This window comes from Erythrobacter westpacificensis (assembly GCF_039542285.1).
GTDB lineage: Bacteria > Pseudomonadota > Alphaproteobacteria > Sphingomonadales > Sphingomonadaceae > Alteraurantiacibacter > Alteraurantiacibacter westpacificensis.
Genome location: NZ_BAABHV010000001.1, coordinates 302,960 through 323,303 on the forward strand (window position 1 = coordinate 302,960; position 20,344 = coordinate 323,303).

The window sequence follows — 20,344 nt, forward strand, 5'->3', positions numbered from 1 at the left end:
CTTCACACCTGCCGGACGCGGATCGCCTCCACGTCGGTGCCGGATCGGCGAGCCAGCAGGTACGCGATCCCGCCTGCTGCCAGGATGCCGAGCGTCGGCAGGGCGGCGCTCCACGGGACTTGCGCCAGAAGCCACAGGTTGAAGACCAGTGCAGAGGCGACAATTGCCGCCCATCCGGGGCCAAGTTCCCCGGCGATTTCGCCGACATTGCGCTGCCACATGACGGCGAACGCGACGATCGAAGCGACGATCACCAGCGTCTCTGCAGCCACCAGGAGGGTGGCCAGCGACTGGAATGTGCCCGTGAGGGCAAGCAAGGCGACAACCGCGGCGTAAATGGAAATCGCGAACCAGGGCGTCTCGAAACGAGGCGACAGGCGGGCGAAGCGGGCAGGCAGGAGGCCGCGTCGACCCATGCCGTAAAGCAGGCGTGGCATGGTCACGAAATAGCCCAGTTGCCCGGTCCCGATGGAGAAGATGGCGGCGACCGCGATCAGGCTGCCGCCCCACGATCCGAACACGGTTTCCCCCGCCGCCGCCAGCGGCGTGTCGACACTGGCCGCCTCGGGCGCGATGGCGACGTAGGCCAGCAGCACCAGCGCATAGAGCGCGGCGACGATGGCAAGATTGATGTACATCGAGAGAAACACGGTGCGATGCGGGTTCTTCGTCTCCCCCGCCGATATCGTGGCCACGCCCCCACCGGAGAAGGCATAGGCCAGCAGCAGCGCGGTCGCTTCCACTTCGCTGAACTGCGGTGCGACGTAAGTCGACGGCAGCCCGTTCACCAGCAGTCCCGCGAAGCAGAGTAGCAGGATCGGGGTTATCTTCAGCGCGGTGCCTGCCCACAGGGCGCTGATGGATCGCCGGGTGCCCCAGATTGCGAGGGCGGAAAACATGACGATCAGCGCGAGGATCGTCAGCAGCCGCAGCACGGGATCACCGAACACCGGGAAAATCGCGGCGAGGTAGGACGCGATGACATGGAAGTTCGCCGCCCGCGCCGCGATATTCGCGCCCAGCATGCACCATCCGGCCTCGAACCCGGCGAAACGGCCGAAGGCGGTTTCCACGTAAAGCTGCGGGCCGCCAGACTGTTCGAACAGCGTGCTCAGCTTGCCGAAAACGCCCAGCGTGGTCGCGGTCAGCAATGCGAAGGCAAGTATGGCCAGTGGGGCAAGGCTGCCGGCACCGGCATACAGCAGCGCGGGCAGCGCGAAGATCCCGGCTCCCACCACGCCGTTGAGATTCAGCAGCACGGCTCCGCCAAGGCCGATGGCGCGCGGCGGCCTTTTGCCTGTGTCCATGTCCTGTGCCCCCCCCCTGTGTGGCCCCAGAGGACGCGAACGCGGCAGGCTTGTCAAATGCGCAGCCGGAGAGGGCAAAGAAAAGGGCCGGAAGGATTGCTCCTCCCGGCCCCGTTTCTGTTCGTCGGTATGACGGTGGGGGTCAGGCTTAGAAGCCCATGCCGCCCATGCCGCCCATGCCGCCCATGTCGGGCATGCCGCCGCCGCCAGCGGGCTTGTCTTCGGGGATTTCCGAGATAGCCGCTTCGGTGGTGATCAGCAGGCCGGCAACCGAAGCTGCATCCTGCAGGGCAGTGCGCACGACCTTGGTCGGGTCGATCACGCCGGCAGCCACCAGGTTTTCGTAGGTGTCGGTGGCAGCGTTGAAGCCCATGGTCTCGTCATTGCCGTCGATCAGCTTGCCTGCGACGACAGCGCCGTCGTGGCCAGCGTTCTGGGCGATCTGACGGATCGGGGCCTGCAGAGCACGGCGCACGATGTCGACGCCGCGGGTCTGGTCATCGTTCGCGCCCGAAACGCCTTTCAGCGCCTTGGTGGCGTAGAGCAGCGCGGTACCGCCGCCCGGAACGATGCCTTCTTCCACGGCAGCGCGGGTGGCGTGCAGAGCATCGTCCACACGGTCCTTGCGCTCCTTCACTTCGACTTCGGTGGCACCGCCGACCTTGATCACGGCAACGCCGCCAGCAAGCTTGGCGAGGCGTTCCTGCAGCTTTTCCTTGTCGTAGTCGGACGAGGTCGTCTCGATCTGCGCACGGATCTGCTCGACGCGGGCCTTGATGGCTTCGCCGTCACCGGCGCCGTCGACGATCGTCGTGTTGTCCTTGTCGATGGTGACGCTCTTGGCTTCACCCAGCATCGACAGGCCGACGTTCTCCAGCTTGATGCCGAGATCTTCGGAGATCATCTCGCCGTTGGTGAGGATGGCGATGTCCTGCAGCATGGCCTTGCGACGATCGCCGAAGCCCGGTGCCTTCACGGCAGCAACCTTCAGGCCGCCACGCAGCTTGTTCACCACGAGGGTAGCCAGCGCTTCGCCTTCGATGTCTTCGGCGATGATGAGGAGCGGACGCCCGGCCTGCACCACGGCTTCCAGCACGGGCAGCATGGCCTGCAGGTTGGAAAGCTTCTTCTCGTGGATCAGGATGTAGGGGTTTTCCAGCTCGACCGTCATCTTCTCCGGGTTGGTGACGAAGTAGGGCGAGAGGTAGCCGCGGTCGAACTGCATGCCTTCGACGGTTTCGAGCTCGAATTCGAGACCCTTGCTCTCGTCGACGGTGATCACGCCTTCCTTGCCGACCTTGTCCATGGCTTCAGCGATCTTCTCGCCGACTTCACGGTCGCCGTTGGCGGAGATGATGCCGACCTGGGCGATCTCGCCCGAGCCGGACACGTCCTTCGAACGAGCCTTCAGGTCCGCGATGACCTTTTCCACGGCGAGGTCGATGCCGCGCTTCAGGTCCATCGGGTTCATGCCGGCAGCAACCGACTTCATGCCCTCGCGGACGATGGCCTGGCCCAGCACCGTGGCGGTGGTGGTGCCGTCACCGGCGGAATCGTTGGCCTTGCTGGCGACTTCGCGCAGCATCTGCGCGCCCATGTTCTCGAACTTGTCCTTTAGTTCGATGTCCTTGGCGACGGTCACGCCGTCCTTGGTGATGCGCGGTGCGCCGAAGCTCTTGTCGAGCACGACGTTGCGGCCCTTGGGGCCCAGCGTCACCTTCACGGCGTTGGCGAGCGTGTCCACGCCCTTCAGGATGCGCTCGCGCGCATCACGGCCGAACTGTACGTCCTTTGCAGCCATAATAGTTTCTCCTCGAATATCGTTGTGCTGGGAAAGCGGTCGGGGGAGGGGCTATCAGCCCAGCACACCCATGATGTCGCTTTCCTTCATGATGATCAGGTCTTCACCGTCGATCTTCACCTCGGTGCCGGACCACTTGCCGAACAGCACGCGGTCGCCGGCCTTCACGTCGAGGGCGGTGACGGTGCCGTCTTCGGCCTTGGAGCCGTTGCCGACGGCGACGACTTCGCCTTCGCTCGGCTTTTCCTTGGCGCTATCGGGAATGATGATGCCACCGGCCGTCTTTTCTTCGGCTTCGAGGCGGCGGACCAGTACGCGGTCGTGCAGCGGACGGAATGCCATGTCTATGACCTCTTCCTAATATGAGTGTTGTTACGATTGGCACTCTCTTGCGGGGAGTGCCAGCGGCGCGCATTTGGGAGTGCGTTCACACGGAGTCAATGGGCGCGGGGAAGAAAAAGTATGTCTTCGCGGCAGGGCGAGCGGCTGACGCGCTACTTTACTCCGCGCGCGGTGAGGCCGAGGTCCTCGCGCCGATGCCAGCGCCACAGCAGCAGGACCGCGGCAAAGGTAAGGCCCGTGGCGAGCCCGATCCAGACGCCTTTCCCGGCGAGCGGCGTGCCAAGCCCCAAGCCCGCGGCCAGACCGAATCCGGGCACCCAGTAGGAAAACACCGCGATCCACATTGGCACGCGCGTATCCTTCAGCCCGCGCAGCGCGCCAGCCGCCACAGCCTGCACCCCGTCCGACAGCTGGAACGCGGCGGCGATGGCGAGAAAGCCGGTGGCGATCACGATCAGTTGGCCGTTCGCCGGGTCGGTGGGATCAATGTAGAGCGACAGCAGCGCTTCGGGGGCGACGATCATCGCCGTGGCGGTCAGCACCATGAAGCCCGTTCCCATGGCGACGCCCATCCACCCCGCGCGGGCAATCCCCTGCGGATCGCGCGAGCCGAAGAAGTAGCCCACCCGGATGGTCGCAGCCTGTCCCACGCCGAACGGCACCTGGAACGCGAATGCCGCCAGGTTCAGCGCCACGGTGTGCGCGGCCAGCTCCAGTCCGCCCACGCGTCCCATCAGGAAGGCGGCTGCACCGAACACGCCCGCTTCTGCCAGCACGGTGATGGCGATGGGCGTCCCGATGCGCAGGATTTCGACGAAACGCGACCAGTCGGGTCGCCAGAAGAAGCCCATGATCCGGTAGCGGTGCAGGCGCGGGTCGAACCGGATGGCGGCGGCATACATGGCGGCAACCGCGACGGACGTTATGAAAGTGGCGACGGCGGCGCCGGGCAGGCCCATCTCCGGCGCACCCAGATTACCGAAGATAAAGGCATAGTTCCCCAGCGCGTTCACGCCGATGCCGAGGGCGGTAATCACGGTGGCGAAGATCGGTCGCCCCAGCGCGGCGACGAAGTTGCGCTGTACGCCTGCCACGATCATCAGTGGGGCAGACCACACCAGCACGTCCATGTAACCGCTCGCCAGCGCCGCGATGTGCGGCTCCTGCCCGGTCAGCTGCATCAGCGGGCCGATCATCATGCACACGCCCATACCCGCGACCGAGACGATCCCGGCGAGCCAAAGCGCCATGCGCGTTGCCCGCCGCACGGGCCTCAGCGCCGGACCGCGCGCGCCCAGTTCTGCAGCGATGATCGGAGCGACTGCTCCGGTCAGGCTTTGCAGCGACCACAGGACGAGGCCGAACAGCGCCACGGCCAGCGCGGATGCGGCCAGTTCGTCCGGCCCCAGCCGCGCGATGAACATCACGTCGATGGCGTAGGTCAGCATCTGCAGCAGGTTGGCGAGCGCCAGCGGCCCCGCGAGGCGGAGCGTTTCGCGACCCTCGGCTTTCCAGCCGGGCGTGGGGGGATGGGCGACAGGGCGCATATGGTTTCTGCCGAAAGCAGCCGGACCGGATAGGCGCAGCGGCGCAGTCGGGGAAGAGCGAAGCGCGCTCGCCGTCGAATTTGCGAAGCGGGTGCGGCCAAGCGGTAACAAGTCTTGCCGAATGTGATGCTCGGCGACTAAAGGACATTGTCAACGTTTCATGGGAGTGTTCCTTTGCGTATCCATATTGCCCTCGCTACGAGTACCGCGCTCGCCCTCGCGCTTTCCGCTTGCGGTGGCCCGCCCGAGAGTAATGACGCAGGCGATACCGCCGCGACGGAGGAAGAGGTCGAGGTCGAAGTTCCCGAGACCATGCCGGAAGGCGATGCCGACTCCGTCGACGGCGCTGCTGTCGAAGACGAGACAGAGGCCGAAGAGGCCGAGGCGCCCGAGCCTGTCGCCAGCGCCTCGCCCACTCCGACGCCCACGGCCACGCGCACGCCCACACCGACCCCGACACAGGTTGCCGCAGCCACGCCGCCGCAGTCCTTCACCACTTGCGGCGTGTGCCACTCGGTAGAGCCGGGGCAGAACATGATCGGCCCGTCCCTGGCTGGCGTTGTCGGTCGCCGCGCGGGCAGCGTGGCTGGCGCGAATTACAGCCCGGCCATGAAGAGCGCCAACATCACCTGGACCGAGGCGAACCTGCGTCGCTATATCGTGGATCCCAATGCCGTCGTGCCGGGTGGCACGATGCCCGCGCCCGGCGTGAACGCTGCACAGGCGCAGGCCATCGTAAACTACCTGAAGACGCTTTAGGCGATCCGGAATTACTGGCGGGCGATGATCGCGTCCGCCAGCCAATCCAGCACCGCACGGTGGCCCGCAACAGGGTCGCTTTGCGGGAAGACTTCCGCAGGCCAGTGCGGGGCGATCCCCCTGCCTTCGTAAAGGGTGCCGTCGGGCGCGCGGAAAGCCTCGTTCGAAAGCTCCAGATACCAGCCGTTCGGCAGCGGTTTGGGCAACGGCGTCGAGAAAGCGCCGCGCGTCGTCCCGCCGACCTGCACGACATTCGGGTTCTGCCGCAGGGCGAGCGTTGCCAGTTCGCCGCCCGACACGGTCACGTCGCTGGTGAGCAGGTAGACCGGGCCTTCGAACCGCGGCTGGGGCGCGACGTCCACGAAATAGGGGACCGGCTCTCTGCCGCCCCTGTTGGTTACGGTATAGCCGAGATAGGCGCTGCCCGTCAGGCGGGAGGCCAGGCGACGGGCGATCACATCGTACCCACCGCGATTGTTAGACAGGTCGAGGATCAGCGCCTTCACCCCGGCATCCGCGAAACCTGCCAGGATCGTGTCGAAAGCCTGATCGAAGGCGGCGACTTCGGCGTCGGCCCATTCCTGGGTTCCCGGCGCAAAGCTCTCGTCAAAACCACCCATGGTGAAGACCTGCACGTAACCGATGCGTCCGTCCGCCAGCGTTCCCTGCACGATCCGCCCGTTGGCGAGCATCGAGGAGCCGGGATCAAGCACCTCGTCCTGCAATTGCGTGACGAGACCCTGCAGCCATGCGCCTTCGCCGATACCCGCGCGCACCATCGGCAGGGTTGTGCCGAGGCCGCCCTGGGCTCGCTGGCGTTCATCGTCGATTTGCGCGGTGAGCTTGGTGTGCGAATCGCCCAGTGCCTCGATCATCGCGCCCAGCACGTCGAACAGCGCGGCCTCGCCCATTCCGTCGCGGACGCGGGGACGGGCTTCGTCCACCAGCGCTCGCCAGTCGATGCCGCGCTCTTCGAAGAAGCCGTAGTGGCGTTCCATGACCGCGGCGAAGGTTTCAAACGCGTCCGACTCGCCGGCCAGGTCGCTTGCGCCGCAATTCGTCGGAAGCTGATCGAGCCGCTCGAAGCGCATGGGGGTGTCGCCGTCGATATACTGGAAGATGGCTTCATCGCGCCCTAGCGGTGTCATCAGCCGGAATTCGATCTGGCCCATCAGGCCCGCGGCGCCGTCACCCTGGTCTGCGCGGTAGCAGCCGGTCGGAGCGTCCTGCCATCGGGCGATACCGCCTTCATCGATTTCGAGAATCCAGCCATTGGCGCGCGAGTGCCATACGCCGCGCGCTTCAGTTATCACCGCGCCGTCCTGCACGATCAGCAGCGGCTCATCGGGCAGGTCCGCCGACGCGGGAGGGGCAAAGAGCGCGGCCAGCGCAAGAAGTGGCAGTGTGCGAGCGATCATCGGATTCCCTGCAAATCCACATACGAAAAGGGCGGCTCCCTCAATAGAGAACCGCCCTTCGCGAAATCAATCGGTGAGGTGAACCGGAAACCGATCCGCCTCGACAGATTACTTCAGCTCGACCGTGCCGCCAGCGGCTTCGATCTTGCTCTTGATTTCTTCGGCTTCTGCCTTGTTCACGCCTTCCTTGATGGCCTTGGGCGCGCCTTCGACGAGAGCCTTGGCTTCGGTCAGGCCGAGGCCGGTGATGCCGCGGACTTCCTTGATGACCTGGATCTTCTTGCCACCGTCGCCGGTCAGGATGACGTCGAATTCGTCCTTCTCTTCGGCAGCGGCTTCACCAGCGCCACCGCCGGCGGGGCCAGCGACAGCAACAGCAGCAGCGGCGCTAACGCCCCACTCTTCTTCCAGGGCCTTGGCGAGTTCGGCCGCTTCCATGACGGTCAGCGACGACAGTTCTTCAACAAGCTTGGCAATGTCAGCCATGATGTATCACTCCAATTTGGGCGGGGCGGTTCAAAATGCCCCTCTAATGTTTCGTCTCGTGTGTGCGAGAAAGCGTCTGTTACGCCTGATGAAATCAGGCGGCGTCCTTGGCGCCATAGGCACCGAAGACACGGGCAAGCTTGGCTGCCGGCTCGTTGACGACGCGGGCGATCTTCGTCGCCGGCGCGTTGACGAGGCCAACGATCGTGCCGCGCAGTTCGTCGAGGCTGGGCATCGAGGCCAGGGACCTGATACCGGCTTCGTCGAGAACCTGCGTGCCCATCGAACCACCGACGATTTCCAGCTTGTCGTTCGACTTCGCGAAATCGACAGCAACCTTGGCGGCTGCGACCGGGTCTTCCGACCAGGCCAGCGCGGTCGGGCCGACGAGATATTCGTCGATCCCGGTGTAATCGGTGTCCTTCAGGGCGAGCTTGGCCAGACGGTTCTTCGCAACCTTGTAGGACGCTCCAGCTTCACGCATCTTCGTGCGCAGTTCGGTGGACTGGGCCACCGACAGGCCGAGGTTACGGGTGACAACCACCACGCCGACCTCTTTGAAGACGTTGTTCAGCTCGGCGACCGCTTCGGTTTTCTGCGAACGATCCATGCCGTACTCCTTCACTATGGCCGACCGCGTCTTCGTGCGGACGACCGGCTCAAGTTGCCATGCCGCTCATGCGACATGGCATAGGTGTTGCCAGATGCGCTCACCGCGATCTGGCGTGTCCATTGATGGGGAAGGAGGTGCGTGACGCATCACGCTGGAAGCGCGCCGCATGAGCGGAGCGCGAAAACTCTTTTCCCCGTCTAGGCTGGAAATTAAGACCGGCACATTCCGGTCACCAACTGTCTCGGACGGATGACTGCAAAAGCAATCGGGGCGGGCAGATAGCTGCCACGCCCCGAAAGTCAAGCCGAAAGCGCGCGGGTTGGGCGCGCCCGGCAGGAAGAAATGCCGATCAGATTTCGTCGGCGGTTTCTTCGAGCACTTCGGCTTCTGCTTCGAGATCGGCCTCGGCAGCTTCGTCGCCCATTTCGTCGGCCAGTTCGGCTTCGGCTTCGGCAACGCCTGCTTCGGCGTCCATCACTTCGGCTTCCATCTCGGCGATGTCGTCGGCCTGTTCGCCAGCTTCTTCAGCCGGGCCGCCGCAGGCGGTGAGGGCGAAAGCGAGGGGAGCGGCGACGAGCATGATCTTCTTCATAATGATTTCCTGTCCTTGAACCCTGAAATCCGGGCGCCCAGCGATTGCCACACTGTCGCCACAATTCCAAGAGCCTACTTTCCCTCGTAGCCCAGCAGGTCGCCCGGCTGGCACTGCAGTTCCCGGCAGATCGCCTCCAGCGTGGAGAAGCGGATGGCCTTGGCCTTGCCGGTCTTCAGGATGGAGAGGTTGGCAAGCGTGAGGCCCACGCGTTCGGCCAGTTCGGTGAGGGTCATGCGGCGATCGTGCAGCAGGTCGTCCAGCCGGATCACGATCCCGGTTCCTTCGGCATCGGCACCCATCACACGGTTCCTTCCAAGTCTTCGCGCATCGCGGCACCGTGACGGAACACGCGGGCGAGGATGAACAGGATGACGACCAGGAGGATCCCGGTGAGGTCGAACCCGCCATCGACGGTAAAGTTCGCGTCATCCAGTTCGTCGGCGAATTGCGCCAGGCGGATGCCCAGGGCGACGGCCGGGATCAGCGCCAGTTGTACGCCGAGCATGAGCCAGCCCATCAGAGAGAGTCTGTCTGCATTGGCGGGCGCGAAGGGATCGCCCTCGCCAACCGTGCCGATAATTCTCCGCAGCGTTCCGAAGAAGACGAACAGCATGGCGACGATCGCGAGGCCGATCAGCATGACCCCAAGCAGGGTGAAGACCGGGAAGACGGCATTCGGATCGCCCGCCTCTGCCGCATATTCGGCAATGATCGTGCCTCGCCAGAACAGCATTGCGGCAGATGCGACGATAAGCGCAAAGGCCCCGATGGCCATGGCTGCCTGCATGAACAGGCAGAGCACTTTCCCGGCCAGCAGCAAGATATCGTTGGGGCGGTGTAAAGCCTGGGTCATCGCTTGTCCTCCTTTGCGGTGTGCGCCGATCAGGCCAGCGCCGGAGCGGCGATGGCGATACCCTGCTGCGTCGGCACGGTGGTGATGGCGCCCAGCGAACTGATCGCGATGACGATGGCAGCAAATGCAGCGAGCGAATTGTTGAGCAGACGGTTCATTTATCGATCTCCTTGAATGGGGTTATTGAAAATCGATATGGCCGAGTCGGGGCATATTGTCAATCGATAATATCGAAAAACAATATGGCCCTTATCGTTTCCCGTCCAAAGGAAGTGGGAGGGTGCTCGAGCAGGTGTAAGGGCCTGCGGCATCGCCCCCGAGGTTTCGGCCTCCGGGGAGCTTCATTATCGTCATTGCCGAAAGCTCAATGCTCTTCGAGGTAACTACCCATCGCGAGCACGCCCTTGTCGGTGAGACTGAGGAAGGAAACGCGCCTGTCCGAGGGCGATCGCTCCCGGCGGATAAGGTCCAGCCTCTCCAGTTCGTCGATATAGCGCAGCGCGGTGGTGGCCGGGGCGTGCGAGGCATGGCAGAGGCTCTTCACGGAAACCTTGGCGCCGCCGGCATACTGCATGAACAATTCCAGCAGCATGTCCCAGGCCGGTTCGGCAAGCAGAGCGGCTGGAACGAAGTTTCTCCGCTTCTCGCGATTCTGATGAATGCATTTTGCCTTCCACGCGAGGTTCACCGCGTTTCGCTCGATGCGATGCAATCTGTTGGGCCATCTGAAAATGGACTGGCTGTTGGAGCCGTCCCAGCCTTGCTCGATCGAATCGGCAAGGCGAAACAGGGTAGCTGCGAGATCCCTGATTTGTGCGGGTTTCCAATCCTCGGCGAGGGAGTCGAGGATTGTCCGTGTTTCTCTACTCAGGGTGGTCCCCATTCGATTATGCCCTTCTCCGCACGATGCCGACTCTGGTGCTGAGCGGCTCCCGCTCTTTTCGCCCGACAGCATCGCCTGCATTTTGTCAAAATCTGCGAAGGAGATTCCCTATACTCTGAGGTAATGTACAGATAAGACTTGGTTAATCGTGCGAGACAGAGGTATTTATCCTGCATTATCGAGGTAATTTTCCTATTTGCGGTGTTGGTCGGAGCGGCGTGGGCCTGATTTCTCGATGGCGCTGCCCCCATTGACCCGACTCGGAGCCTTACCTATACGGCTGCCATCGCCGGAATGGCTTCGAGCAAGGTGTGCCTTACGCGGGGGCGCATCACAGGACGGAAGCTTCCGGCATCTGCGTGAGACACGGATGAACAAGGCTGCGGTGGCAGAACCCCTCGGGGCGTGCCCTCCTGCGGTCGTTTTTGCGTCTCACGTCCCTCCCGCTTGTGAACATTTCTCGGCGCTCCTCATCCGCAAGAGGGGCGCGCACACGCGAAGATAAGGCCAAGGGCTCTATAATATGGCGAACAAGTCTCTCCCGGCGACTGCTGGCACGAAGAAGAAGCGCATCCGCAAGATTTTCGGCGACATTCACGAAGTCGTGCAGATGCCGAACCTGATCGAGGTGCAGCGCGAAAGCTACGAGCAGTTCCTGCGCTCCGATCCCTCGATCGGCTATGTCTCCGGCCTGGAAAAGACGCTGCGCAGCGTCTTCCCGATCCGCGACTTCGCCGGCACGGCGGAGCTGGACTTCGTTCATTACGAGCTGGAAGAGCCCAAGTACGACACCACCGAGTGCCGCCAGCGCGGCATCACCTATGCCGCCCCGATGAAGGTGACGCTGCGCCTTATCGTGTTCGAGGTGGACCAGGAAACCGAGACCCGCTCCGTGCTCGATATCAAGGAGCAGGACGTCTACATGGGCGACATGCCCCTGATGACGGGCAACGGCACCTTCCTCATCAACGGCACCGAGCGCGTGATCGTGTCGCAGATGCACCGTTCGCCCGGCGTGCTGTTCGACCACGACCGTGGCAAGACGCACTCCAGCGGCAAGTTCCTGTTCGCCGCCCGCGTGATTCCGTACCGCGGCTCGTGGCTGGACTTCGAATTCGACGCCAAGGACATCGTGAACGTGCGTATCGACCGCAAGCGCAAGCTGCCGGTCACCGCGCTGCTCTATGCCCTGGGCCTCGATAGCGAGGACATCCTCGACTACTTCTACGACAAGGTCACCTGGAGGCGTTCGACCGGCAAGTCCGGCGAAGGCTGGGAAATCCCCTTCGTCGCCGAGAACTGGCGCGGTGCAAAGCCCGCCTTCGCCCTGGTTGACGCCAAGACCGGCGAGGAAGTGTTCCCCGCTGGCCAGAAGGTTTCGCCCCGTGCTGCCAACAAGGCGGCCAAGGACGGGCTTGAAACCCTGCTGATCCCGACCGAGGAAATCTTCGGCCGCTATGCCAGCGCCGACCTTATCGACGAGAAGACCGGCCGCATCTATATCGAGGCGGGCGACGAAGTGTCGCCGGAAAACCTCGAGAAGCTGGACGCTGCCGGTATCGACCAGCTCGACCTGCTGGATATCGACCACGTCACCACCGGCCCGTGGATCCGGAACACGATGGAAGCCGACAAGGCCGAAAACCGTGACGAGGGCCTGGAGGCGATCTACAAGGTCATGCGTCCCGGCGAACCGCCGACCAAGGAAACCGCCGAAGCGCTGTTCGAAGGCCTGTTCTTCGACGCCGAGCGTTACGACCTGTCCGCCGTGGGCCGTGTGAAGCTGAACATGCGCCTCGGCCTCGACGCCGAAGACACCGTCACTACCCTGCGCAAGGAAGACATCCTCGCCGTGGTGAAGGAACTTATCGACCTGAAGGATGGCAAGGGCGAAGTCGACGACATCGACAACCTCGGCAACCGCCGCGTGCGTTCGGTGGGCGAACTGCTGGAAAATCAGTACCGCGTCGGCCTGCTGCGCATGGAGCGCGCCGTGAAGGAGCGCATGAGCTCCGTCGACGTCAGCACCGTGATGCCGAACGACCTGATCAACGCCAAGCCCGCCGTGGCTGCCGTGCGCGAGTTCTTCGGCTCCAGCCAGCTGTCGCAGTTCATGGACCAGACCAACCCGCTGTCCGAAGTCACCCACAAGCGCCGCGTTTCGGCGCTTGGGCCGGGCGGCCTCACGCGTGAGCGCGCAGGCTTCGAAGTCCGCGACGTTCACCCGACGCACTATGGCCGTATCTGCCCGATTGAAACGCCGGAAGGCCCGAACATCGGCCTGATCAACTCGCTGTCGACCTTCGCGCGTGTGAACAAGTACGGCTTCATCGAAACGCCCTACCGTTCCGTGAAGGATGGCAAGGTCTCGGGCGAGGTGAACTACCTCTCCGCGATGGAAGAGCAGAAGCACACCGTTGCCCAGGCATCGGCTGCGCTCGATTCAGAAGGCCGCTTCGTGGAAGAGCTGGTCTCGACCCGCGAGAACGGCGAATTCGCGATGAGCCCGAACGAGAACGTCACGCTGATGGACGTCTCGCCCAAGCAGCTCGTCTCGGTCGCCGCATCGCTCATCCCGTTCCTGGAAAACGATGACGCCAACCGCGCACTGATGGGCTCGAACATGCAGCGCCAGGCCGTGCCGCTGGTAAAGGCCGAGGCCCCGTGGGTGGGCACCGGCATGGAAGAAACCGTGGCCCGCGACTCCGGCGCCGCGATTGCCGCCAAGCGTGCCGGCATCGTCGACCAGGTCGACGCTGGCCGTATCGTGATCCGTGCCTCGGGCGAAGTCGACACGACGAACCCGGGCGTCGACATCTACACGCTGCAGAAGTTCCAGCGTTCCAACCAGAACACCTGCGTCAACCAGCGTCCGCTGGTGAAGGTGGGCGAGACCGTGAACGAAGGCGATATCATCGCCGACGGTCCCTCGACCGACCTTGGTGAACTGGCGCTGGGCAAGAACGCGCTCGTCGCCTTCATGCCCTGGAACGGCTACAACTACGAGGACTCCATCCTCATCTCCGAGCGTATCGTGAAGGACGACGTCTTCACCTCGATCCACATCGAGGAATTCGAAGTCATGGCGCGCGACACTAAGCTGGGCCCGGAAGACATCACCCGCGACATTCCCAACGTCGGCGAGGAAGCCCTGCGCAACCTCGACGAGGCGGGCATCGTCTACATCGGTGCAGAAGTGCATCCGGGCGATATCCTGGCCGGCAAGATCACGCCGAAGGGCGAAAGCCCGATGACGCCGGAAGAAAAGCTGCTGCGCGCCATCTTCGGCGAAAAGGCCAGCGACGTGCGTGACACCTCGCTCCGCCTGCCGCCGGGCGTTGCCGGTACCGTTGTCGAGGTGCGTGTGTTCAACCGCCACGGCATCGAGATCGACGACCGTACCCGCGCCATCCAGAACGAGGAAATCGAACGCCTCAAGAAGGATAGCGAGGACGAGCGCGCCATCCTCAACCGTGCCACCTACAACCGCCTGCGCGACATGCTGGTGGGCCAGACCGCTTCGGCAGCGCCCAAGGGCGTGAAGAAGGGCACGGAAATCACCGACGAAGTGCTCGACAACGTCGATCGCAACGACTGGTTCAAGTTTGCCGTCGCCGACGACAACATGCAGAGCCAGCTGGAAGCGGTGAAGGGCCAGTACGACGAGGCCGTGAAGGCCATCAAGGACAAGTTCGAGGACCGCAAGGAGAAGCTCGAACGCGGTGACGAACTGGCACCGGGCGTGCTCAAGATGGTCAAGGTGTTCGTGGCGGTGAAGCGCAAGCTGCAGCCGGGCGACAAGATGGCCGGCCGTCACGGCAACAAGGGCGTGATCTCGCGCATTCTGCCGGAAGAGGACATGCCGTTCCTCGAGGACGGTACGCCGGTCGACATCGTGCTGAACCCGCTGGGCGTGCCTTCGCGCATGAACGTAGGGCAGATCTTCGAGACGCACCTGGGCTTTGCCGCGCGTGGCCTCGGCCACCAGATTGCCGAGCAGCTTGACGAATGGCGGGCGAACAACCCGGACATCACCGCGGGCAAGCCGCCCGAGGCGCTGATGAGCAAGCTGAAGGACGTCTACGGCGAGAACTACTACGACGATCTCGACAGCCGTACGAACGAGGAAGTGGCCGAACTGGCCGAGAACCTGCGTCGCGGCGTTCCGATGGGCACCCCGGTGTTCGACGGTGCGCGTGAAAGCGACGTGACCGATATGCTGCTGAAGGCTGGCTACGACGCATCGGGTCAGTCCACGCTGTATGACGGCCGCACGGGCGAGGCGTTCGACCGCAAGGTGACCGTGGGCATCATATACATGCTGAAGCTGCACCACCTGGTCGACGACAAGATCCACGCCCGTTCGATCGGCCCGTACTCGCTCGTCACCCAGCAGCCGCTGGGCGGCAAGGCGCAGTTCGGCGGACAGCGTTTCGGCGAAATGGAAGTCTGGGCGCTGCAGGCCTACGGCGCGGCCTACACCTTGCAGGAGATGCTGACGGTGAAGTCCGACGACGTGGTCGGCCGCACCAAGGTCTACGAAGCCATCGTCAAGGGCGACGACACCTTCGAGGCCGGCATTCCGGAAAGCTTCAACGTGCTCGTCAAGGAAATGCGCTCGCTGGGCCTCAACGTCGAACTGTCCTCGCTGTCCGACGGCGAAGACGAGGACGAGGACGGCTTCGGCCAGATCGCTGCTGAATAACAGGGGCCGGCGGCCTTCAGCGGGCCGTCTCCCCGCCAACCCCTGTTAATCCCCCCAAGGGAAGTGAAGACATGAACGAACTGACCAAATTCACCAACCAGCTGGCCAAGCCGGAAACCTTCGACCAGATCCAGATCGGCATTGCCTCGCCCGAGCGCATCCGCTCGTGGTCGTTCGGCGAGATCAAGAAGCCGGAAACCATCAACTACCGCACGTTCAAGCCCGAGCGTGACGGCCTGTTCTGCGCCCGCATCTTCGGTCCGGTGAAGGACTACGAGTGCCTGTGCGGCAAGTACAAGCGCATGAAGTACAAGGGCGTCGTCTGCGAAAAGTGCGGCGTCGAAGTCACCGTCACCAAGGTTCGTCGTGAGCGCATGGGCCACATCGAACTGGCCGCGCCCGTCGCGCACATCTGGTTCCTGAAGTCGCTGCCCAGCCGCATCGGCCTGCTGCTCGACATGCAGCTGAAGCAGCTCGAGCGAGTGTTGTACTTCGAAAGCTACATCGTCACCGAGCCGGGCCTCACGCCGCTGGAGAAGTTCCAGCTGCTGACCGAGGACGAACTGCTCGAAGCGCAGGACGAATACGGCGAAGACGCCTTCACCGCCGGCATCGGTGCCGAAGCGGTGAAGATCATGCTGATGGATCTGGACCTCGAACAGGAGCGTGCGGACCTGCTGGAAGAGCTGGAAACCACGAAGTCCAAGCTGAAGCCCGCCAAGATCATCAAGCGCCTGAAGGTCGTCGAAAGCTTCATCGACTCCGGCAACCGCCCGGAATGGATGATCCTCGAAGTCGTGCCGGTCATCCCGCCCGAACTGCGCCCGCTGGTGCCGCTGGACGGTGGCCGCTTCGCGACGTCGGACCTCAACGATCTCTATCGCCGCGTCATCAACCGTAACAACCGCCTGAAGCGCCTGATGGAACTGCGCGCGCCCGACATCATCGTGCGCAACGAAAAGCGCATGCTGCAGGAATCGGTCGATGCGCTGTTCGACAACGGCCGCCGTGGCCGCGTGATCACGGGTGCTAACAAGCGCCCGCTGAAATCGCTGTCCGACATGCTGAAGGGCAAGCAGGGCCGCTTCCGTCAGAACCTGCTCGGCAAGCGCGTCGACTATTCGGGCCGTTCGGTCATCGTGACCGGCCCGGAGCTGAAGCTGCACCAGTGCGGCCTGCCCAAGAAGATGGCGCTCGAACTGTTCAAGCCGTTCATCTACGCCCGTCTCGATGCCAAGGGTCTCTCCATGACTCTGAAGCAGGCGAAGAAGTGGGTGGAGAAGGAGCGCAAGGAAGTCTGGGACATCCTCGACGAAGTGATCCGCGAGCACCCGGTTCTGCTGAACCGCGCGCCGACGCTTCACCGTCTCGGCATCCAGGCGTTCGAGCCGGTCCTCATCGAAGGCAAGGCCATCCAGCTGCACCCGCTCGTCTGCTCGGCCTTCAACGCCGACTTCGACGGTGACCAGATGGCCGTCCACGTGCCGCTTTCGCTGGAAGCCCAGCTGGAAGCGCGCGTGCTGATGATGTCGACCAACAACATCCTCTCGCCCGCAAACGGCAAGCCGATCATCGTGCCCTCGCAGGACATGGTGCTGGGCCTCTACTACCTCTCCATGGACCGCGAAGGCGAGCCGGGCGAGGGCCGCGTGCTGGCCGACATCGACGAGGTGCACCAGGCGCTTCACGTCGGTGCCGTCACCTATCACTCGAAGATCACCACCCGCGTCCCGCAGACGGACGAGGACGGCAACACCTACATGCAGCGCGTGGATACGACGCCCGGCCGCATGCTGATCGCCGAGTGCCTGCCGAAGAGCCACAAGGTGCCCTTCGAGGTGGTGAACCGCCTGCTGACGAAGAAGGACATCGGCGACGTGATCGACGAAGTCTATCGTCACACCGGCCAGAAGGACACGGTGCTGTTCGCCGATGCCATCATGTCGCTCGGTTTCCGTCACGCGTTCAAGGCCGGCATCTCGTTCGGCAAGGACGACATGATCATTCCCGACAGCAAGGAAGGGATGATCGAGGAGACCAAGGCGCTGGTTGCCGATTACGAGCAGCAGTACCAGGATGGCTTCATCACCCAGCAGGAAAAGTACAACAAGGTCATCGACGCTTGGTCGCGTTGCGGTGACCAGGTTGCCGCTGCCATGATGGAAGAGATCAAGGCCACACCCAAGGACGAGAACGGTCGCGAGGCGCAGGTCAACTCGATCTACATGATGAGCCACTCCGGCGCCCGTGGTAGCCCGGCCCAGATGAAGCAGCTGGCCGGTATGCGCGGCCTGATGGCCAAGCCTTCGGGCGAGATCATCGAGACGCCGATCATCTCGAACTTCAAGGAAGGTCTGACCGTTCTTGAATACTTCAACTCCACCCACGGCGCGCGCAAGGGCCTGGCGGATACGGCGCTGAAGACGGCCAACTCGGGTTACCTGACCCGCCGTCTGGTCGACGTGTCGCAGGACTGCACGATCGTGGAGACGGACTGCAAGACCGAGAACGCGCTGGAAATGCGCGCCATCGTTCAGGGCGGTTCGGTCATCGCATCCCTGGGCGAGCGTATCCTGGGCCGCACCGTGGCCGAGGACATCGTGAACGTCTCCACCGACGAGGTGATCGTGAAGGCCGGTGAGATGGTGGACGAGCCTATGGCCGCCGCCATCGAGGCAGCCGAAGTGCAGCAGGCAAAGATCCGCTCTCCGCTGGTCTGCGAAGCCGAACAGGGCGTTTGCGCCACCTGCTACGGCCGCGACCTTGCTCGCGGTACGCCGGTGAACATCGGTGAGGCCGTCGGCGTGATCGCCGCACAGTCCATCGGTGAGCCGGGCACGCAGCTGACCATGCGTACCTTCCACATCGGCGGCGCGGCGCAGGTGAACGAAACCTCGCACCTCGAATCCATCTCGGACGGCAAGGTCGTGTACCGCGACATGCCGACCATCATGGACAAGAAGGGCCGTCGCCTGTCGCTGGCTCGCAACGGCGAAATGGTCGTGGTCGACGCCGAAGGGCGCGAGCGCGCCATCCACCGCGTGCCTTACGGTACGGTCCTCATGTTCGAGGACGGTGCCGAGGTGAAGGAAGGCGATCGTCTGGCCGAGTGGGACCCGTTCACCCTGCCGATCATCACCGAGCAGGCCGGTATCGTGCGTTACCAGGACCTCGCCGAAGGCAAGACCCTGGAAGAGCGCGTGGACGAAGCCACCGGCATCGCGCAGCGCGTTGTCACCGAATATCGTGCCGCGGGCCGTTCGAAGAAGGAAGACCTGCGTCCGCGCATGACTCTCTTTAACGAAGCCGGGGACGAGAGCGAAGCCGCGCGCTACATGCTGGCGCCGGGCACCACGCTCTCGGTCGAGGACGGTCAGGAAGTGCAGGCAGGTGACATCCTTGCCCGTGCTTCGCGTGAAGCCGCCAAGACCCGCGACATCACCGGTGGTCTGCCGCGTGTGGCCGAACTGTTCGAGGCCCGCGTGCCGAAGGACGCTGCCGTGATCGCCAAGATCAGCGGCCGGATGGAATTCATCCGCGACTACAAGGCCAAGCGCAAGATCGCGATCGTTCCGGAAGAGGGCGATCCGGTGGAGTACCTGGTGCCGAAGACCAAGGTGATCGACGTCCAGGAAGGCGACTTCGTCAAGAAGGGCGACACGCTGATCTCGGGCAGCCCCAACCCGCACGACATCCTTGACGTGCTGGGCGTGGAAGCCCTGGCCGAGTACCTCGTGAACGAGATCCAGGAAGTCTATCGACTCCAGGGCGTGAAGATCAACGACAAGCACATCGAGGTGATCGTTCGCCAGATGCTGCAGAAGGTCGAGATCACCGACGGCGGCGACACCACTCTGCTGCCGGGCGAACAGGTCGACCTTGCCGAGATGAACGAAGTGAATGCCAAGCTGTCCAAGGGCAAGGACCCTGCCAAGGGCACTCCGATCCTGCTGGGCATCACCAAGGCATCGCTGCAGACGCGTTCGTTCATCTCTGCCGCTTCGTTCCAGGAAACCACCCGCGTACTGACGCAGGCGGCGGTCGAAGGGAAGAAGGACACGCTCGTTGGCCTGAAGGAAAACGTGATCGTGGGTCGCCTGATCCCGGCGGGCACGGGTGCGGGTATGAACCGCATGCGCGTGACGGCTTCTTCGCGTGATGCTGCGCTGCGTGCACAGTACAAGAAGATGCAGGATGCCCTGGTCGCGGCCGAGGAAGCCAAGGCTGCGGAGAAGGAAGAAGCTGTCGTTGCAGCCGATTCCGCCACCGAGCAGCACGAGGCTGAACTGGCCCGTGATCCGGCAGATGCCGCCACCGGCGATGCCACCATGGCAACCATGGTGGACAGCGGCGAAGGCACCGATGCCGACGCTGGCGAATACAAGCGCGACGACGAAGGCGAAGAGCCCGAAGCCATCGCCAAGAAGGACGATGCCGAGGATTGATCGGTAAAGTCCTGATCGCAATTGAAGAGGCCCCGGCGGAGCGATCCGCCGGGGCTTTTTCGTGTCTTGTGCGTTGTGATGGCATGAGGCTTGCTGCTCTTGTCGTCATGCTGGCGCTCCCAGCCTGCACTCCGGAACCGGAGGGCGAGGGCGAGCAACTGACGACCCTGCCCGCGAAAGAGGGGGTGGAGAATTCCGCACCGCCGCCACCCACCACCGCCATTTCACCTATCGATACGCTTGCCGGAGAATGGCGCGTTGCCGGGATCGACGGGGAGCCCTTCGACGAACCTTACGGGCTGGCGCTGAGCGCAGACGCGGAAGAAATCTGGTGGGAGCCGCGCTGCGCGAACTTCGCTTTCAGCTATCGGATCGAGGGACTTCGCATAACCACCGGTGAGGGCAGGCCGAGCAATCCGGTCGAACCGGGCGCACCGCCGCCGCCGGTCTGCACGGTGGGCATCCCGCCGCGACTGGACGAAGTGGCCCGTGCGCTGGACCTTGCCGATACCGTTGGTCGCCTGCCCTCGAACGGTATCCTGATCGAAGGTGGCGGGCACAGCGTTACCCTGTTCTCCCAGTAGGCGAAC

General features: G+C 63.6%; 16 protein-coding genes. 4 read left to right on the plus strand and 12 right to left on the minus strand.

What is annotated here, in order from left to right; translation table 11 throughout:
• Positions 1 to 2 precede the first annotated feature (2 nt).
• The 4 genes from ABFX23_RS01630 to ABFX23_RS01645 all read right to left on the minus strand — a co-directional run bounded on the left by ABFX23_RS01630 (position 3) and on the right by ABFX23_RS01645 (position 4,997).
• Positions 3 to 1,307, minus strand: coding sequence for an APC family permease (locus ABFX23_RS01630; protein ID WP_346031389.1), 1,305 nt, complete (start codon positions 1,305 to 1,307; stop codon positions 3 to 5).
• A gap of 148 nt (positions 1,308 to 1,455) precedes the next feature.
• Positions 1,456 to 3,108 carry a chaperonin GroEL gene (gene groL, locus ABFX23_RS01635; RefSeq protein ID WP_346031390.1) on the minus strand — a complete coding sequence of 551 codons (1,653 nt, stop codon included), beginning with the start codon at positions 3,106 to 3,108 and terminating at the stop codon, positions 1,456 to 1,458.
• Positions 3,109 to 3,162: 54 nt separating this feature from the next.
• Positions 3,163 to 3,450, minus strand: a complete 288-nt coding sequence (groES, locus tag ABFX23_RS01640) for a co-chaperone GroES (protein ID WP_119586592.1) — start codon at positions 3,448 to 3,450, stop codon at positions 3,163 to 3,165.
• Between the two features lie 152 nt (positions 3,451 to 3,602).
• The gene (locus tag ABFX23_RS01645) at positions 3,603 to 4,997 is read right to left on the minus strand and encodes an MATE family efflux transporter (RefSeq protein ID WP_346031391.1); all 1,395 of its coding nucleotides are present in this window, start codon (positions 4,995 to 4,997) and stop codon (positions 3,603 to 3,605) included.
• Between the two features lie 174 nt (positions 4,998 to 5,171).
• On the opposite strand from ABFX23_RS01645, the gene ABFX23_RS01650 reads away from it, so the two are divergent.
• Complete coding sequence (locus tag ABFX23_RS01650; RefSeq protein ID WP_346031392.1) at positions 5,172 to 5,756, plus strand: c-type cytochrome; 585 nt, start codon at positions 5,172 to 5,174, stop codon at positions 5,754 to 5,756.
• A gap of 11 nt (positions 5,757 to 5,767) precedes the next feature.
• On the opposite strand, the gene ABFX23_RS01655 is transcribed toward ABFX23_RS01650, so the two are convergent.
• The 8 genes from ABFX23_RS01655 to ABFX23_RS01690 all read right to left on the minus strand — a co-directional run bounded on the left by ABFX23_RS01655 (position 5,768) and on the right by ABFX23_RS01690 (position 10,685).
• A complete protein-coding gene (locus ABFX23_RS01655) occupies positions 5,768 to 7,174 on the minus strand; it encodes a S41 family peptidase (RefSeq protein WP_346031393.1) in 1,407 nt (468 codons plus the stop codon).
• A gap of 108 nt (positions 7,175 to 7,282) precedes the next feature.
• Positions 7,283 to 7,660 carry a 50S ribosomal protein L7/L12 gene (gene rplL / locus ABFX23_RS01660; RefSeq protein WP_346031394.1) on the minus strand — a complete coding sequence of 126 codons (378 nt, stop codon included), beginning with the start codon at positions 7,658 to 7,660 and terminating at the stop codon, positions 7,283 to 7,285.
• 94 nt (positions 7,661 to 7,754) lie between these two features.
• A complete protein-coding gene (gene rplJ, locus ABFX23_RS01665) occupies positions 7,755 to 8,270 on the minus strand; it encodes a 50S ribosomal protein L10 (protein ID WP_346031395.1) in 516 nt (171 codons plus the stop codon).
• 352 nt (positions 8,271 to 8,622) lie between these two features.
• Positions 8,623 to 8,865 carry a hypothetical protein gene (locus tag ABFX23_RS01670; protein WP_346031396.1) on the minus strand — a complete coding sequence of 81 codons (243 nt, stop codon included), beginning with the start codon at positions 8,863 to 8,865 and terminating at the stop codon, positions 8,623 to 8,625.
• A gap of 74 nt (positions 8,866 to 8,939) precedes the next feature.
• Entirely contained in the window at positions 8,940 to 9,167 is a 228-nt protein-coding gene (locus ABFX23_RS01675) for a helix-turn-helix domain-containing protein (protein WP_346031397.1), read from the minus strand.
• On the minus strand, positions 9,167 to 9,721 hold the full coding sequence (locus ABFX23_RS01680; RefSeq protein ID WP_346031398.1) for a DUF2975 domain-containing protein: 555 nt from the start codon (positions 9,719 to 9,721) through the stop codon (positions 9,167 to 9,169). Before ABFX23_RS01680 ends, ABFX23_RS01675 begins: the two co-directional genes overlap by 1 nt.
• A 29-nt stretch (positions 9,722 to 9,750) precedes the next feature.
• A complete protein-coding gene (locus tag ABFX23_RS01685; protein WP_346031399.1) occupies positions 9,751 to 9,879 on the minus strand; it encodes a hypothetical protein in 129 nt (42 codons plus the stop codon).
• Between the two features lie 206 nt (positions 9,880 to 10,085).
• A complete protein-coding gene (locus ABFX23_RS01690; RefSeq protein ID WP_346031400.1) occupies positions 10,086 to 10,685 on the minus strand; it encodes a MarR family winged helix-turn-helix transcriptional regulator in 600 nt (199 codons plus the stop codon).
• A gap of 442 nt (positions 10,686 to 11,127) precedes the next feature.
• Between ABFX23_RS01690 and rpoB the strand changes: the two genes are divergently transcribed.
• From rpoB to ABFX23_RS01705, 3 genes are all read left to right on the plus strand, one after another.
• Positions 11,128 to 15,309 (plus strand): DNA-directed RNA polymerase subunit beta, encoded by a 4,182-nt coding sequence (gene rpoB, locus ABFX23_RS01695; protein ID WP_346031401.1) that lies wholly within the window; start codon positions 11,128 to 11,130, stop codon positions 15,307 to 15,309.
• Between the two features lie 71 nt (positions 15,310 to 15,380).
• Positions 15,381 to 19,754, plus strand: a complete 4,374-nt coding sequence (gene rpoC / locus ABFX23_RS01700; protein ID WP_346031402.1) for a DNA-directed RNA polymerase subunit beta' — start codon at positions 15,381 to 15,383, stop codon at positions 19,752 to 19,754.
• A gap of 83 nt (positions 19,755 to 19,837) precedes the next feature.
• A complete protein-coding gene (locus tag ABFX23_RS01705) occupies positions 19,838 to 20,338 on the plus strand; it encodes a hypothetical protein (protein WP_346031403.1) in 501 nt (166 codons plus the stop codon).
• The last annotated feature ends 6 nt before the right edge of the window (positions 20,339 to 20,344 follow it).

What these genes read in the sequence shown, in the direction of transcription:
- ABFX23_RS01630 (WP_346031389.1), bottom strand. Translation starts at nt 1,307, where the DNA reads ATGGACACAGGCAAAAGGCCGCCGCGCGCCATCGGCCTTGGCGGAGCC.
- groL (WP_346031390.1), bottom strand. Translation starts at nt 3,108, where the DNA reads ATGGCTGCAAAGGACGTACAGTTCGGCCGTGATGCGCGCGAGCGCATC.
- groES (WP_119586592.1), bottom strand. Translation starts at nt 3,450, where the DNA reads ATGGCATTCCGTCCGCTGCACGACCGCGTACTGGTCCGCCGCCTCGAA.
- ABFX23_RS01645 (WP_346031391.1), bottom strand. Translation starts at nt 4,997, where the DNA reads ATGCGCCCTGTCGCCCATCCCCCCACGCCCGGCTGGAAAGCCGAGGGT.
- ABFX23_RS01655 (WP_346031393.1), bottom strand. Translation starts at nt 7,174, where the DNA reads ATGATCGCTCGCACACTGCCACTTCTTGCGCTGGCCGCGCTCTTTGCC.
- rplL (WP_346031394.1), bottom strand. Translation starts at nt 7,660, where the DNA reads ATGGCTGACATTGCCAAGCTTGTTGAAGAACTGTCGTCGCTGACCGTC.
- rplJ (WP_346031395.1), bottom strand. Translation starts at nt 8,270, where the DNA reads ATGGATCGTTCGCAGAAAACCGAAGCGGTCGCCGAGCTGAACAACGTC.
- ABFX23_RS01670 (WP_346031396.1), bottom strand. Translation starts at nt 8,865, where the DNA reads ATGAAGAAGATCATGCTCGTCGCCGCTCCCCTCGCTTTCGCCCTCACC.
- ABFX23_RS01675 (WP_346031397.1), bottom strand. Translation starts at nt 9,167, where the DNA reads ATGGGTGCCGATGCCGAAGGAACCGGGATCGTGATCCGGCTGGACGAC.
- ABFX23_RS01680 (WP_346031398.1), bottom strand. Translation starts at nt 9,721, where the DNA reads ATGACCCAGGCTTTACACCGCCCCAACGATATCTTGCTGCTGGCCGGG.
- ABFX23_RS01685 (WP_346031399.1), bottom strand. Translation starts at nt 9,879, where the DNA reads ATGAACCGTCTGCTCAACAATTCGCTCGCTGCATTTGCTGCCATCGTC.
- ABFX23_RS01690 (WP_346031400.1), bottom strand. Translation starts at nt 10,685, where the DNA reads ATGCAGGCGATGCTGTCGGGCGAAAAGAGCGGGAGCCGCTCAGCACCA.
- rpoB (WP_346031401.1), top strand. Translation starts at nt 11,128, where the DNA reads ATGGCGAACAAGTCTCTCCCGGCGACTGCTGGCACGAAGAAGAAGCGC.
- rpoC (WP_346031402.1), top strand. Translation starts at nt 15,381, where the DNA reads ATGAACGAACTGACCAAATTCACCAACCAGCTGGCCAAGCCGGAAACC.
- ABFX23_RS01705 (WP_346031403.1), top strand. Translation starts at nt 19,838, where the DNA reads ATGAGGCTTGCTGCTCTTGTCGTCATGCTGGCGCTCCCAGCCTGCACT.